Raw genomic sequence first — 15,169 nt, 5'->3', positions numbered from 1 at the left:
CTTTCAACGCCGGTGAGCGGGGCCTGGCGCGTGGAGCTGCAAGGCGGAGGAGGGAGTCGACGCGGAGCGTCGGTGACCGACGACAACGCCGCAGATGCGCGTGCCAGGCCCCGCGTCTGTGGGCTGATCCAAACGACAGGCCCTAGTTCTGGAGGTCGGCCAGCCGTCCGGTGGCCGGGCGTTCGCGCCACATCCGCAGGGCGATGTCGACCATCGAGATCCGCACCAGCCCGGGGACCGCGTCCAGGTCGTGCCAGGCGGCGAGGTCGGTGGAGCCGTTCACCTCGTTGCGCAGTTCGCCGCCGGTGATCCGGCCCTCGTAGACGAACCGGACGCCGTGATGGTCGACGGCGGGTCCGAAGCCGTTGCGGAAGACGCGGCGCGAGGAGTTCACGCCGAGCAGCCCGGTCACCTCGATGCGGTACCCGGTCTCCTCCTCCACCTCCCGCCGGACGGTGTCGTACGGATCCTCGCCGTGCTCCATGCCGCCGCCGGGCACGACCCACTCGGGCGTGCCGTCCCAGGCGGGCGAGCGGGCGAGGAGGATCTGTCCGTCGCGGACGCATATGGCGTAGGCCGCCACCCTCAACTTCTGTCGCACTCCGGGACGTTAACCGATTTCTTCGCCACCTTCGGGACTGATGTCCACAAATCGCATCGCGGGTTTTCCCCATACATCCATCTCGTTTCGGTCAACACTCCCCAAAGGACTTCACCTTGCGTAAGGCTGTGCGATCGTCCGGGCTTGCCGTTCGGACCATCTGCGACCAGGACCGATCGGGCCTCGGTCGCTTCCCGCTCGTTCCTTTACCTACAAGGGATGCCGATGACCCCTCCCACCCCGCGCGATCAGATATCGGGCCCGAGACGTGTGGCACGCATCGCCGTGGCCGCCGGTCTCGTCGCCGCGCTCTCCGCGGCCGGGCCGATCCCGCTGGCTTTCTCCGCCGACGGGCCCGGCGCGGACGCCCCGGCCGACCCGAGCGTCAAGTCCGCGCACGCCAAGCTCGGTTCGGACGACGCCGATCTGCTCGCGGAGGCCAAGGCCGACGGTGACAAGTCCGTCACGATGATGATCGCCACCGCGCCCGGGAAGACCGAGCAGGTCGCCGGGCAGCTGGACGCGGTCAAGGGCGGCTCGGTGGGCCGGGCCGACGACAAGCTGGGCTACGTCCGGGCCACCGTCCCGACCGCCAAGGCGGACTCGGCGATCGCCGCCGCCGCGAAGCTGTCCTCCGTGCACGGCATCGACCTGCGCGAGGAGATCCCGCTGGACGACCCGACGCCGAGCGCGGACACCACCAAGGGTGCCAAGGCCGCGAAGGGCACGTACCCGGCACCGGGGAAGAAGACCCCGGCCGAGAACCCGTACAACCCGTCGTTCGAGACGGGCGCGGTCGACTTCGTCGAGGACCACCCGAAGGCCGACGGACGCGGTGTCACCATCGGCATCCTGGACTCCGGCGTGGACCTCGGCCACCCGGCGCTGCAGAAGACGACGACCGGTGAGCGGAAGATCGTCGACTGGGTGACGGCGACCGACCCGATCATCGACAACGACAACACCTGGCGCCCGATGGTCTCGGCCGTGTCCGGCCCGGCCTTCACCTACCAGGGCCAGTCGTACAAGGCGCCGGCGGGCTCCTACGCCGTCAGCCTCTTCAAGGAGTCCTACACGGCCGGCGGCGACGCCAAGGGTGACGCCAACCGCGACGGCGACACCACCGACGCCTGGGGCGTGCTGTACGACGCCAAGGCCGGCACGGTCCGGGTCGACCTGAACAACAACAACGACTTCGCCGACGACGCCCCGATGAAGCCGTACAAGGACGGCCACCAGGTCGGGTACTTCGGCACCGACGACCCGAAGACCGACGTCGCCGAGCGGCAGCCGTTCGTCGTGGAGATCCGCAAGGACGTCCCGATGGACCCGCTGGGCGGCACCTGGGTCGGCAAGAAGTCCGACTTCGTCAACATCGGCGTCATCGAGTCCGAGCACGGCACGCACGTCGCCGGCATCACCGCCGCCAACGGCCTGTTCGGCGGGAAGATGGACGGTGCCGCTCCGGGCGCCAAGCTGGTCTCCTCGCGCGCCTGCACCTGGTCCGGCGGCTGCACCAACGTGGCGCTCACCGAGGGCATGATCGACCTCGTCACCAAGCGCGGTGTCGACATCGTCAACATGTCCATCGGCGGCCTGCCGGCGCTGAACGACGGCAACAACGCGCGCGCCGAGCTGTACACGCGGCTCATCGACACCTACGGCGTCCAGCTGGTGATCTCCGCGGGCAACTCCGGCCCCGGCGCCAACACCATCGGCGACCCGGCCCTGGCCGAGAAGGTCATCTCGGTCGGCGCGTCCGTCTCCAAGGAGACCTGGGCCGCCAACTACGGCTCCGTCGTGGAGAAGAAGTACGCGATGATGCCGTTCTCCTCGCGCGGCCCGCGTGAGGACGGCGGCTTCACGCCGACCCTGGTCGCCCCGGGTGCCGCGATCAACACCACCCAGACCTGGCTGCCGGGCTCCCCGGTCGCCGAGGCGGGCTACTCCCTGCCGGCCGGCTACTCGATGCTCCAGGGCACCTCGATGGCCTCCCCGCAGGCCGCCGGTGCCGCGGCGCTGCTGATCTCGGCCGCCAAGCAGAAGAAGATCGACCTCACGCCGGCGACCCTGCGCACGGCCCTCACCTCCACCGCCGACCACATCAAGGGTGTGCAGGCGTACGAGGAGGGCGTGGGCCTCATGAACATCCCCGACGCCTGGGACGCCATCCGCGACGACGCCACGTCGCACGCGTACACGGTCAAGGCGCCGGTCGACACCGCGATCGACCAGTTCCTGAAGACCCCGGGCTTCGGCACGGGCCTGTACGACCGTGAGGGCGGCCTGAAGGCCGGGCAGAAGAAGACGTACGAGATCACCCTGACCCGTACGTCCGGCGCCGACAAGGCGATCCGGCACGAGCTGCACTTCGAGAACAACGCGGGCGGCACGTTCCGCATCGTCGGCTCCGACGAGGTGAAGCTGCCGCTGAACCAGCCGGTGACCGTCAAGGTCCAGGCCGCGCCGAAGTCCGCGGGCATCAAGAGCGCGATCCTCGAGGTCGACGACCCGAAGACCGAGGGCATCGACGAGCAGGTCCTCAGCACGGTCGTCGTCGCCGCGCCGCTGAAGCACACCTTCTCCGCGTCGGACTCGGTGCAGCGCAACAGCACCCAGCACTACTTCGTCACGGTCCCCGAGGGCGCCAAGGCCCTCGAGGTCGCGATGAGCGGGCTGAAGGACAAGAGCCAGACCCGGTTCATCTCCATCCACCCGCACGGCGTCCCGTCCGACCCGGCGTCGACGATCAACTGCTACCCGAACTACAGCAACCCGGCCAACACCTGCCGCCCGGACGTGCGTTCCTACGCGAACCCGCAGGCCGGCGTCTGGGAGATCGAGGTCGAGTCGCGCCGTACGTCGCCGCTGCTCGACAACCCGTACAAGCTGGACGTCGCCGTCCTCGGTGCGGCCTTCGACCCGGAGACCGTGACCGTGCCCGAGGCGAAGGTCGGCACCCCGGCCGCCGCCTCCTGGAAGGTGACGAACGGCTTCGCCGCGCTCGACGGCAAGCTGGTGGGCGGCCCGCTGGGCTCGGCCAAAGCGACCCGCCCCTCGATCAAGCAGGGCGAGACGCAGACCACGACGGTCGAGGTGCCCGCGGGCGCGAAGTCGCTGGACGTGGCGATCGGCGGGGTCTCGGACAACGCCGCGGACCTGGACCTCGCCGTGTACGACGCGTCGGGCACGCAGGTCGGCAGCTCCGCCGACGGTGACTCGGAGGAGTCGGTCTCCATCCCCTCCCCGGCCGCCGGGAAGTACTCGATCGAGGTCGTCGGCTACTCGGTGCCGGCCGGCACCACGGAGTACGACTACCAGGACGTGTTCTTCTCCCCCTCCCTCGGCAGCGTCAGCGTCGACGGGTCGGCGCCGGTGAAGCTCGGCACGGGCGACTCCGCGACGGTCTCGGGCAGCGCCACCGCCGCGGCGGCCGCTCCCGAGGGGCGTGAGTTCTTCGGCCAGGTCCAGCTGGTCAACGCGCGCGGCACGGTCGCGGGCCTGGGCAGCGTGAAGATCGAGAAGGTTCTGCCGTAGCGGTATCGCGGCAACGGTGGGGCGGGCGTCCGTACGGGCGCCCGCCCCTCTTGCTGCTCCTCACGAGCACGGGAGGGTGCGTGAGTCGGGCAGCGCGTCGGTGATCCACGCCCGGTCGCGGGCGATCTCCTTCTCCCCGATCGCCCACAGGTCCGGGTGGGCCCGCTCGCCGGAGATACCCACGAGCATGTGTTCACCGGCCCGGAGCGAGGGCTCGGCGCCGGTCTCCAGGGGGAAGGTGATCCGCTCCCGGCCCTTGTCGGGCTTGTAGTAGCGCGTCACGTCCAGGGTGATCCGGTCCTGGCCGGCACCGGGAACGGTCTCGACCTCGGTGACGATGCCCTCGACGACGATCCGGGCGCAGGCGAGGTACCCGGCGTCGCTGAGCTTGGCGCCCCCTTCGGTGTGCGGCCGGCCGGCGGAACTGTCGGAGGCGGCCGACCCGCCCTGATCGTTCGCGGCGCCCATGTCGCCGCTGTGGACGACGAGCCAGCCCATGCCGATCACCAGACTGGCCCCGACGGCCGCGACGAGCCCCTTCAGGGCCACGACCAGGGGCTCGGGCCGCTTACGGCGCGCCGGCAGCTGCGTCACGGAGGCGCCGCCGGTCTCGGGCCCGGGTGCCTCCGAGGGCTCGGCGAGAGCCTGCCCGATGAGGCCCAGCTGCTCGCGCAGCAACCCCACGTCGGCGGTCGCGGCCCGGTACTCGGCCATGAAGGCCTCGCTCGCACGGGCCTCGCGCGGGGGCGCCTCGCCGGTGATCGCCGCCATCAGCGCATCGGCCCCGTCGCGCCCGGCCTGGTCCTGTTGGGCGGTCACGTCACACCACCTCGTCCTCGTGCAGGCGGGCGCGCAGGGCCCGTACCGCTGTGTGCAGCCGGCTCTTGACCGTGCCCTCCGGGATGCCGAGCTGCTCGGCGATGGACCGGACCGGCAGGTCGGCGTAGAAGCGCAGGACGACGACCTGCCGCTGGGCGTCGGGCAGCTCGTCCAGGCCCTGGGCGACGGCGACGGACAGCACGCTGCTGTCCTCGCCGGAGGGATGCTCCGTCTGGCGCAGGGCGGCCAGCCGCTCCCCGAGCCGCTCCTGGCGGCGCTTGGCCCGGTGCCAGTCCATCGCGAGGTTGGAGGCGACGACCGCCGCCCACGCCGAAACGTCCCGCGGCGCCTCCCGGCCGCTCGCGGCCCGCTCCAGCAGCCGCAGGCGGACCTGCTGCACCCCGTCCGGCAGGTCCGCCTGCGGCACCCCGCCGAGCGCGAGGACCGCCCGCACCCGGCGCTCCTGTGCCGCGTCCAGCGGATCGGTCTCGCTCCGGCGATCGCCCTGTCTCAGCGGAACGTCGCCGGACCCGGCGTGCGCCTCCCGGGCGCGCCGGGCCCTCCCGCGCAGCAGCACAAGCCACCCCCCTAGCCGTGTTTCTCCTACGACGCCGGGACGGCCCGGAACGTTCGGTGGTCTTTCCGCCGAGTTCCGGCGAGCGCCGTCGCGGTCCGCCGAGGCGTACATCACACTTCCGTGTGGCCGGGACCGGCATGGGCAGGCGAGCTTGCGGCGCACGACCCCTGCCGGACGAATTCCTCCAGCTCAGCGGGGTCGACACCGTAGGTCCGCAACCATGGAGCGGGATGAGCCGTCCCACTCTCCGGGCAGACCGGGGAAAGAAGTGGACAGGCGGGCCGTGGTCGGCCGCATGATGGAAAAGCCTCGGCCAAGCAACGAGTACGTGAAGAGACGCAGGAGAGGGAGTCACCGTGAGGGTCGGAATCGTCGGAGCCACCGGACAGGTGGGCACGGTCATGCGCAGGATCCTCGCGGAGCGGAACTTCCCGGTCACCGAGCTGCGCCTGTTCGCCTCGGCCCGCTCCGCGGGGTCGGAGCTGGACGGCGTGACGGTGGAGGACGCCTCCACCGCCGACTACACCGGCCTCGACATCGTGCTGTTCTCCGCGGGTGGTGCCACGTCCAAGGCGCTGGCCGAAAAGGTCGCCTCCCAGGGCGCCGTGGTGATCGACAACTCCTCCGCGTGGCGCAAGCACCCGGAGGTGCCCCTGGTCGTCTCCGAGGTCAACCCGCACGCGATCAAGGACCGCCCCAAGGGCATCATCGCCAACCCGAACTGCACGACCATGGCCGCGATGCCGGTGCTGCGTCCGCTGCACGCCGAGGCGGGCCTCGAGGCCCTCGTCGTCGCCACGTACCAGGCAGTCTCCGGTTCCGGCCTCGCGGGCGTGGCCGAGCTGCACGGCCAGACGCAGAAGGTCGTCGCCGACGCCGAGAAGCTCACCCACGACGGTGAAGCGGTCGACTTCCCCGAGCCGGGCGTCTACAAGCGCCCCATCGCCTTCAACGTGCTGCCGCTGGCGGGCAGCATCGTCGACGACGGGCTGAACGAGACCGACGAGGAGCAGAAGCTCCGCAACGAGTCCCGCAAGATCCTGGAGATCCCCGGGCTGAGGGTCTCCGGCACCTGCGTGCGCGTCCCGGTCTTCTCCGGCCACTCCCTCCAGATCAACGCCCGCTTCGCCCGCCCGATCTCCCCGGAGCGCGCGACGGAGCTGCTGAAGGACGCCCCCGGTGTCGAGCTCTCCGACATCCCGACGCCCCTTCAGGCCGCCGGCAACGACCCGTCCTACGTCGGCCGCATCCGCCGTGACGAGACGGTGGACAACGGACTGGCCCTGTTCGTCTCCAACGACAACCTCCGCAAGGGCGCGGCGCTGAACGCCGTACAGATCGCGGAGCTGGTGGCGGCGGAGCTGAAGGGCTAGTCCCTGCCCTCCTCGAACCCCCTGCGCACCTCGTAGAGGAAACAGCCGTACTCGACGGCCCGGACGTGGACGAGCGCCACGGCCGGGTCGTCGAACGCTTCCCGGAAGGCCTGCTGGAAGGTGCCGGATTCTCCGACCAGCCGGCCGCCCAGGATGTGGCCCTCGGCGGAGTACCGGCGGACCGTGCGGTGGCTCTCGGTGAAGGGGAGGATGCCGTCGGCCGGGCCGTCGCACTCCCCGGCGTGGATGAAGACCGGGCCCTGTTCGTCGTAGGCGCCCGGGGTCGCATCCGTCTCCGCGGCCCAGCGGCGCAGGGGGGCGTAGGACACCAGGGCGATGCGTTCGCCCGGCTCGCTGCGGCGCAGGCAGCAGCGCAGGGGCGCGCCGCCCTCGGTGTCGGTGAAGGGGGCCGCGGGACGGCCCGCGTCGTCCGTCGAGCGCAGCTCCTTCAGGGCGCGCGGGGGGATGGCGCGTGCGGTGTACGTGGTCGTCGTCATGCTCCTCAGACTCGCTCGCGCGAGGTCGTCTCACCGGCGGGATCCGGACGTCGCGTTCCCGCGCTCAGCACAGCCGGCAGCGCCGGCGCGCCACCCACACCCGGCACCACCGAGAACCCCAGCGCGTCCGCCGTCCGGCCGCCGGTGAACGCCCCCAGCGCGATGGCCGTGTCGACCAGACGGCCCCAGACGATCGCGGTCGGCCGGGACCAGCCGCGTACCACCGGCGCGAGGACGTGGCGTTCGTGCCGGTGGAGGGCGTGCCGGAGTCGGCGCTCGGCCTGGTGCGGCACCGGGACGGGGAGTCGGCGGCGGTGCGCGCGTTCGCCCGGACCCTCGCCGAGCGAGGGGTATCCCTAGCAGAGCCCCGGGTCGTCGCCTGACGCCGAGCCGCCGTGGAAAGATGACGCAACCCACCCATAACGAGGAGATGACCGCGTGCCTGGCACAAACCTGACCCGCGAAGAGGCGCAGCAGCGGGCGCAGCTGCTCGCCGTTGACTCGTACGAGATCGAACTCGACCTCTCCGGCGCGCAGGAGGGCGGCACCTACCGGTCCGTGACCACGGTGCGCTTCGATGTGACGGCCGGGAACGGCGCGGAGTCGTTCATCGACCTGGTGGCGCCGGCCGTGCAGGAGGTGACCCTGAACGGTGACTCCCTCGACCCGGCCGAGGTCTTCGCGGACTCCCGGATCGCCCTGCCCGGCCTGCTCCAGGGGCGCAACATCCTCCGGGTCGTCGCCGACTGCGCGTACACCAACACCGGTGAGGGCCTGCACCGGTTCGTCGACCCGGTCGACGACCAGGCCTACCTGTACACCCAGTTCGAGGTGCCGGACGCCCGCCGGGTGTTCGCGAGCTTCGAGCAGCCGGACCTGAAGGCGACCTTCCAGTTCACCGTGAAGGCCCCCGAGGGCTGGACCGTCATCTCCAACTCGCCGACCCCCGAACCCCAGGACAACGTCTGGGTCTTCGAGCCGACGCCGCGCATCTCGACGTACATCACGGCGCTGATCGTCGGCCCGTACCACTCGGTGCACAGCGTGTACGAGAAGGACGGCCAGTCCGTCCCGCTCGGCATCTACTGCCGGCCCTCCCTCGCCGAGTACCTCGACTCGGACGCCATCTTCGAGGTGACCAGGCAGGGCTTCGAGTGGTTCCAGGAGAAGTTCGACTACGCGTACCCGTTCGCGAAGTACGACCAGCTGTTCGTGCCGGAGTTCAACGCGGGCGCGATGGAGAACGCGGGCGCGGTGACCATCCGCGACCAGTACGTGTTCCGGTCGAAGGTGACGGACGCGGCGTACGAGGTGCGCGCTGAGACCATCCTGCACGAGCTGGCCCACATGTGGTTCGGCGACCTCGTGACCATGGAGTGGTGGAACGACCTGTGGCTGAACGAGTCGTTCGCCACGTACACCTCCATCGCCTGCCAGGCGCACGCGCCCGGGTCGCGCTGGCCGCACGCGTGGACGACCTTCGCCAACTCCATGAAGACGTGGGCGTACCGGCAGGACCAGCTGCCGTCCACCCACCCGATCATGGCCGAGATCCGGGACCTGGACGACGTCCTGGTCAACTTCGACGGCATCACGTACGCCAAGGGCGCCAGCGTCCTGAAGCAGCTCGTCGCCTACGTCGGCATGGACGAGTTCTTCCGGGGCGTGCAGGCGTACTTCAAGCGCCACGCCTTCGGCAACACGCGCCTGTCGGACCTGCTGGGCGCACTGGAGGAGACCTCCGGCCGCGACCTGAAGACCTGGTCGGAGAAGTGGCTCCAGGCGGCCGGCATCAACGTGCTGCGCCCGGAGATCGAGACGGACGCCGACGGGGTCGTCAGCTCCTTCGCCATCCGCCAGGAGGCCCCGGCCCTGCCCGCCGGTGCCAAGGGCGAGCCGACACTGCGCCCGCACCGGATCGCCGTCGGTCTGTACGACCTCGACGAGGCGAGCGGCAAGCTGGTGCGCCGGGAGCGGATCGAACTGGACGTGGACGGCGAGCTGACCGCCGTGCCGCAGCTGGTGGGTCAGCGCCGCCCGGCCGTGATCCTGCTCAACGACGACGACCTGTCGTACGCGAAGGTCCGCCTGGACGAGCAGTCGCTGGCCTTCGTCACGGAGCACCTCGGCGACTTCGAGTCCTCGCTGCCGCGCGCCCTGTGCTGGGCGTCGGCCTGGGACATGACGCGGGACGCCGAGCTCGCGGCCCGCGACTACCTGTCGCTGGTGCTGTCCGGCATCGGCAAGGAGTCCGACATCGGTGTCGTGCAGTCGCTGCACCGCCAGGTGAAGCTGGCGATCGACCTGTACGCCGACCCGGCCGCGCGCGAGGCGCTGCTGGCCCGCTGGACCGACGCGACGCTGGCCCACCTGCGGGCGGCGGCGCCGGGCAGCGACCACCAGCTGGCGTGGGCGCGCGCGTTCGCCGCGACGGCCCGCACCCCGGAGCAGCTGGACGTGCTGGACGCGCTGCTGGACGGCTCGCAGACGATCGAGGGCCTGGTCGTCGACACGGAGCTGCGCTGGGCGTTCGTGCAGCGGCTCGCGGCGGTCGGCCGGTTCGACGAGGCGGAGATCGCGGGCGAGTACGAGCGGGACCGCACGGCCGCCGGTGAGCGTCACGCGGCCACGGCCCGGGCGGCCCGTCCGACGCCGGAGGCCAAGGCCGAGGCGTGGGCGTCGGTCGTCGACTCCGACAAGCTGCCGAACGCCGTGCAGGAGGCGGTCATCGGCGGCTTCGTCCAGACCGACCAGCGCGAGGTGCTGGCCCCGTACGCGGACCGGTACTTCGAGGTGGTCAAGGACATCTGGGAGTCCCGCTCCCACGAGATGGCCCAGCAGATCGCCGTCGGCCTCTACCCGACGGTCCAGGTCTCGCAGGAGACCCTGGACAAGACGGACGCGTGGCTGGACTCCGCCGAGCCGAGCGCGGCCCTGCGCCGCCTGGTCTCGGAGTCCCGCGCGGGCGTCGAGCGCGCCCTGCGGGCCCAGCGGGCGGACGCGGCGGCCGGGGAGTAACCCCAGCGGCTCTTCCCTCGGCGACAGAAGGGGCGTCCGGTGCACCGGACGCCCCTTCGTCCGCCTTCCGCCCGCCGCGGACGGACGGCGAACGCCCCCTCGTCCGCCCCGTCCGCCGCGGACGGACCGGGGACACCCCCTTCGCCTGCCCTCCACCCACCGCAGACGGACGGCGAACGCCCCTCGTCCGCCTCGTCCGCCGCGGACCGGACCGGGGACACCCCCTGCGCCTGCCCTCCACCCGCCGCAGACGGACGGCGAGCGCCACCCGTCTGCCCTCCACGCGCCGCGGACGGACGGCGGACGCCCCTTCGTCCGTCCTCCGCCGGCCCGCGGACGGACGGGCTCGACCGGGGCCCCACCGGCCAGTGCTCCACCCCTACCGCCGCAACGCCCCGTCCCGCACCTCCGTCGGCTCCGTGCGAGCGTTCCGCCGGGTGTGGTCCAGGGTCCGCGACGGCCGGGTGACGAACTGCCCCGCCACCGTCGCCCCGAACGCCAGCCCCATGCCGACCAGCTGCACCGGCGTCAGTGCCTGCCCGAGTGCCGCCCAGCCGACGACGGCCGCGGTCAGCGGGGAGAGCGGGCCGAGGAAGGTGACCTGGGTGGCGGTCATGCGACCGATGCCGCGGAACCACAGCCAGTACGCCACCGCCGTGTTCGCGACGGCGAGGTACAGGTAGCCGCCGACCGCCCGGCCGTCCAGCGCCGGTGGCGCGCCCTCGACCAGGAAGGCGAGCGGCGCGATGAGCAGGCCGCCCCCGGTCAGCTGCCAGCCGGTCAGCGCCAGCGGTCCGACGCCCTCGGGGCGCCCCCACCGCTTCGTGAGCACCGTGCCGGTCGACATCGACGCCGTGGAGGCGACGGCCGCCAGCAGGCCGAGCGTGTCCAGCGCCCCGGCCGCCCGCAGGACGACGAGGCTGACCCCGAACGCGGCCACGACCCCGGTCACCAGGGTGCGTGCGGACGGCCGCTGCCCGAGCAGCAGCGCCGAGAGCCCGGCCACGAAGAGCGGGCCGGCCGAGCCGACGACCGCCGCCAGACCGCCGGGCAGCCGGTACGCGGAGAGGAACAGCAGCGGGAAGAAGGCGCCGATGTTCAGCGCGCCGAGCACCCCCGCCTTCCACCACCAGGCGCCGCGCGGCAGCACCCGGGCGAGGGCGAGCAGCAGCAGACCCGCGGGCAGGGCGCGCACCAGGGCGGTGAACAGGGGCCGGTCGGGCGGGAGGAACTCGGTGGTGACCGCGTAGGTCGTGCCCCAGGAGACGGGCGCGAGGGCGGTGAGGGTGATGAGGGCCGGGCGGGAGAGGGCCATGGGAGACACCCTTCGAAGTAGGTCAGCAGAAAGTAGCTTATCGCTAAGCAACTTTCAGTCAAGCTACTTTCTTGCGGGTGACCGAGGGGCGGCCGATACTCATGGCATGAGCGAACGCCCGGAGCAGCGCAAGGACCCCGTCGACGCGATCATCGGCCAGTGGGCGACGGTCCGGCCCGACCTCGACACCGCCGCCATGGAGGTCTTCGGCCGGATCAACCGGCTCTCCCACGCGATCGGCGAGCGGGTGGGGCAGGCGTACGCGGCGTTCGGCATCTCCCGCGGGGAGTTCGACGTCCTGGCGACCCTGCGCCGCTCCGGCGAGCCCTACACGCTCTCGCCCCGGCAGCTGTCCGCGACGCTGATGCTCACCACCGGCGGCATGACGGGGCGTCTGGACAAGCTGGAACGGGCGGGGCTGCTGCGCCGCTCCCCCGACCCGCACGACCGGCGCGGCCTGCACGTCACGCTCACCGACGAAGGCCTCGCCCTGGTCGACGAGGCGGTCGGGGCGGGGCTGGCGGTCCAGACGGAGGCGCTGTCCGCCCTGGGTCCGCGGCGGGCCGGGCAGCTCGCCGATCTGCTGCGGGACCTGCTGGCGGGGACGGACAGGGCCTGACGCGGGGCCTGACGCGGGGCCCGACGCGACGAGGGCGCCGTCGCGGTTCTCGCGACGACGCCCTCGGGGAGAACGCTGATCAGGCCTTGACTTCGCTCTCGGCCTCGGCCTTGGTGGCGATGTTGGAGCTGGTCGGGTCCTTCTTCTTGTGCGACTTGTCACCGATCATCACCAGACCGTGGATGATCAGGTACAGCACGATCGGGGCCACGACGAAGAGGCCCAGCGTCTCGATGACGCTCAGGCCCGGGCCGGGGTCGTCACCGTCGTCGCGGGTGAGCGCGCTCGCGGGGGACGACATGAGCAGCATCATCAGCGTCGTACCGGCTGCCAGGGCGCCGGCGCGCAGGGCGTTCTTCTTGTCCACGGTGTCAAAATATCCAACGCCGACCGGGCACGCGCGCCCGGGGTGCCGTAAGAGCCTCCGGCTCATGGGCCGCCGTCCCTGAGCACCTCCATCAGCGCGTGCAGCCGGGGCGAGGCCGCGAGGTCCTCCAGCGTGACGGGCCGCCCCTGCGCGTCCGCGATGGGCAGCCGCCAGTTCGGGTACTGGTCCCAGGTCCCCGGGAGGTTCTGCGGGCGGCGGTCGCCGACGCCGTCGGGCAGCCAGACCCCGATCATGCGGGCCGGGGTGCGCAGCAGGAAGCGGTGGACGGCCTGGATCTGGGCCTCCTCCGAGGAGGCGTCGCCGCCGCCGCCCGTGCCCGGCAGCAGGCCGAGCCGGGACAGCAGGGACAGCCACTCCCCCGCGTCGGCGGCGGCCTCGGCGCGTTCCTCCTCCAGGGGGCGGGTCAGCAGCCCCAGGCTGTCGCGGAGCTCGACGTGCTCGCCGGTGAGGCGGGCGGCCGTGGAGGGCAGGTCGTGGGTGGTGGCGGTGGCCAGACAGTCGGCGCGCCAGCTGTCGGGGGGCAGGGGATGGCCGTCGCCGTCCCAGTCGCGCTCGAACCACAGCACGGACGTGCCGAGCACACCGCGTTCGCGCAGCGTCTCGCGGACGCCGGGTTCGACGGTGCCGAGGTCCTCGCCGATCACCAGCGCCCCGGCCCGGGAGGCCTCCAGGACGAGGACGGCGAGCATGGCCTCGGCGTCGTAGCGGACGTAGGTGCCCTCGGTCGGCGGGTGGCCCTGGGGGACCCACCAGAGGCGGAACAGGCCCATGACGTGGTCGATGCGCAGTGCTCCGGCGTAGCGGAACAGGGCGCGCAGCAGCTCGCGGAACGGGGCGTAGCCGGACGCGGCGAGGCGGTCGGGGCGCCAGGGTGGCAGGCCCCAGTCCTGGCCGCGGGCGTTGAAGGCGTCCGGTGGGGCGCCCACCGACATGCCGGCGGCGAAGTACTCCTGCTGCGCCCAGGCGTCGGCCCCGCCGGGGTGGACGCCGACCGCGAGGTCGTGCACGATCCCGACCGGCATCCCGGCCTCGCGCCCGGCGCGCTGCGCGGCGGTCAGCTGGGTGTCGGTGAGCCAGGCGAGCCGGGACCAGAAGTCGACCCGGTCCATGAGGCCGTTGCGGGCCCGGGCGGTCTCGGCCGAGCGCGGGTCGCGCAGGCCGGTCGGCCAGCGGTGCCAGTCGGAGCCGTGCACCTCGGCGAGCGCGCACCAGGTGGCGTGGTCCTCCAGGGCCTGGCCCTGCCCGGCGAGGAAGTCGCAGTAGGCGGCGCGCCGGCCGGGGCCGAGCGGGACCTCGGCGAGCAGCTCCAGCGCCTCCCGCTTGAGCTCCCACACGGCGTCCCGGTCGATCAACGCGCCCTGCCGCAGCACCGCTTCGCGCAGCCGCCCGGATCTCTCCACCAGGGCGCGCAGGCGCTCGGGGTCCTGGACGTGGGCGGCCTCGGGGACGTCCTCGATGCGCAGGTGCACGGGGTCGGGGAAGCGGCGCGAGGAGGGGCGGTAGGGGGAGGGGTCGGTGGGGGCACCGGGTACGGCCGCGTGCAGCGGGTTGACCTGGATGAATCCGGCGCCGAGCGACCGTCCGGCCCAGCCGGCCAGTTCGGCGAGGTCGCCGAGGTCGCCCATGCCCCAGGAGCGGCGGGACAGCAGGGAGTAGAGCTGGACGAGAAGTCCGTAGGAGCGTCCGGGCGGGGCGGGCAGACGGGGCGGGGCGACGATCAGGTGGGCGGTGGCGGTGCGGCCGTCGGGGGTGGTGGCGCTCAGCCGGTGGACGCCGGGTGGCAGGCCGTCCGCCTCGGTGCGGCTCTCGCCCTGCTCGGTGTCGATGCGCAGCCGGGTCCCCTCGGGGAGCGCGGCGAGGGCGGCCGGGGGGCTGCCGCTCCAGCCGACCACGGTCGGCGGCAGCAGCCGTTCGCCCAGTTCCCCCTCGCGGGCCGCGAGCGCGGCGCGGACGGCGCCGGGCGTGCTCGCGTCCACGCCGAGGGCGGCCAGGGTCAGGGTGACCGCGGTGGCCGAGGCCGCGACCGAGCGGTCCGGGGAGGGACTGTAGGAAGTGGCGACGCCGTGCAGGACGGCGAGGCGGGACAGGTCCTCGGAGGGCGGGTCGGCCGGCCGGGGTGCGGTCATCTACATCCTCGTGAAGTCCGGGACGAAGGCCGGGGGCTCGCTGGTCAGGGGGGCGGCTTCGGCGAGCGGCGGCTCACTGGTGAGGGGCTCGGCGTCGGGCAGCGGGGGCTCGCTGGTCAGCGGCAGTTCGGTGTGGGTGCTCTCGGAGCTGAAAACGCAGTAGCGCGGGTCGTCGTGGTGGGTGTCGTCGAGGTCGGCGGACGGGTCCGCCACGGGTTTGGACGGGGCCGGGAGCGGAAGGAAAGTCATCGCAGCCACGGGGGCCTCCTTGTCGGGTTCGGCTTAACGGGTCATCGCAG

At 72.4% G+C, this 15,169-nt stretch carries 13 protein-coding genes; 4 read left to right on the top strand and 9 right to left on the bottom strand.

The genetic code is table 11. The features are described from left to right. Positions 1-142: 142 nt before the first annotated feature. Complete coding sequence (locus tag ABT116_RS18345; protein ID WP_351634360.1) at positions 143-601, bottom strand: NUDIX hydrolase; 459 nt, start codon at positions 599-601, stop codon at positions 143-145. 225 nt (positions 602-826) lie between these two features. Between ABT116_RS18345 and ABT116_RS18340 the strand changes: the two genes are divergently transcribed. After that, entirely contained in the window at positions 827-4,138 is a 3,312-nt protein-coding gene (locus tag ABT116_RS18340) for a S8 family serine peptidase (RefSeq protein WP_351634357.1), read from the top strand. Positions 4,139-4,198: 60 nt separating this feature from the next. Here the strand turns inward: ABT116_RS18340 and ABT116_RS18335 are convergent, their stop codons facing one another. Both ABT116_RS18335 and ABT116_RS18330 read right to left on the bottom strand, forming a co-directional pair. Continuing rightward, a complete protein-coding gene (locus tag ABT116_RS18335; protein WP_351634354.1) occupies positions 4,199-4,957 on the bottom strand; it encodes a hypothetical protein in 759 nt (252 codons plus the stop codon). Between the two features lies 1 nt (position 4,958). Then, complete coding sequence (locus ABT116_RS18330; RefSeq protein ID WP_351634365.1) at positions 4,959-5,531, bottom strand: RNA polymerase sigma factor; 573 nt, start codon at positions 5,529-5,531, stop codon at positions 4,959-4,961. 359 nt (positions 5,532-5,890) lie between these two features. Between ABT116_RS18330 and ABT116_RS18325 the strand changes: the two genes are divergently transcribed. Beyond that, positions 5,891-6,907 (top strand): aspartate-semialdehyde dehydrogenase, encoded by a 1,017-nt coding sequence (locus ABT116_RS18325; protein WP_351634351.1) that lies wholly within the window; start codon positions 5,891-5,893, stop codon positions 6,905-6,907. Here the strand turns inward: ABT116_RS18325 and ABT116_RS18320 are convergent. Together ABT116_RS18320 and ABT116_RS18315 are read right to left on the bottom strand one after the other, a co-directional pair. Beyond that, positions 6,904-7,404, bottom strand: coding sequence for a DUF1203 domain-containing protein (locus tag ABT116_RS18320; protein WP_351634348.1), 501 nt, complete (start codon positions 7,402-7,404; stop codon positions 6,904-6,906). The two genes, ABT116_RS18325 and ABT116_RS18320, sit on opposite strands and share 4 nt — an antisense overlap. 5 nt (positions 7,405-7,409) lie before the next feature. Then, positions 7,410-7,697: a hypothetical protein gene (locus tag ABT116_RS18315; protein ID WP_351634345.1), complete on the bottom strand. Its 288-nt coding sequence runs from the start codon at positions 7,695-7,697 to the stop codon at positions 7,410-7,412. Between the two features lie 145 nt (positions 7,698-7,842). Between ABT116_RS18315 and pepN the strand changes: the two genes are divergently transcribed. After that, a complete protein-coding gene (pepN, locus tag ABT116_RS18310) occupies positions 7,843-10,422 on the top strand; it encodes an aminopeptidase N (RefSeq protein WP_351634342.1) in 2,580 nt (859 codons plus the stop codon). A gap of 379 nt (positions 10,423-10,801) precedes the next feature. Here pepN and ABT116_RS18305 read toward each other — a convergent pair whose 3' ends face one another. Beyond that, entirely contained in the window at positions 10,802-11,737 is a 936-nt protein-coding gene (locus ABT116_RS18305; RefSeq protein ID WP_351634339.1) for an EamA family transporter, read from the bottom strand. A gap of 106 nt (positions 11,738-11,843) precedes the next feature. Here ABT116_RS18305 and ABT116_RS18300 point away from each other — a divergent pair, with 106 nt between their 5' ends. Next, positions 11,844-12,356: a MarR family winged helix-turn-helix transcriptional regulator gene (locus ABT116_RS18300; protein WP_351634336.1), complete on the top strand. Its 513-nt coding sequence runs from the start codon at positions 11,844-11,846 to the stop codon at positions 12,354-12,356. A 79-nt stretch (positions 12,357-12,435) separates the two neighbouring features. On the opposite strand, the gene ABT116_RS18295 is transcribed toward ABT116_RS18300, so the two are convergent. The 3 genes from ABT116_RS18295 to ABT116_RS18285 form a co-directional block, all read right to left on the bottom strand. After that, positions 12,436-12,723 (bottom strand): hypothetical protein, encoded by a 288-nt coding sequence (locus tag ABT116_RS18295; protein WP_351634334.1) that lies wholly within the window; start codon positions 12,721-12,723, stop codon positions 12,436-12,438. 62 nt (positions 12,724-12,785) lie between these two features. Then, positions 12,786-14,870 carry a 4-alpha-glucanotransferase gene (gene malQ, locus ABT116_RS18290; RefSeq protein ID WP_351634332.1) on the bottom strand — a complete coding sequence of 695 codons (2,085 nt, stop codon included), beginning with the start codon at positions 14,868-14,870 and terminating at the stop codon, positions 12,786-12,788. After that, entirely contained in the window at positions 14,871-15,128 is a 258-nt protein-coding gene (locus tag ABT116_RS18285) for a hypothetical protein (RefSeq protein WP_184846438.1), read from the bottom strand. Positions 15,129-15,169 lie beyond the last annotated feature (41 nt).

This window comes from Streptomyces sp. NPDC002130 (genome assembly GCF_040296465.1).
Taxonomy (GTDB): Bacteria; Actinomycetota; Actinomycetes; order Streptomycetales; family Streptomycetaceae; genus Streptomyces.
The sequence above is the reverse complement of the archived record's forward strand: the minus strand, read 5'-3'. Positions and strand labels throughout refer to the sequence as shown.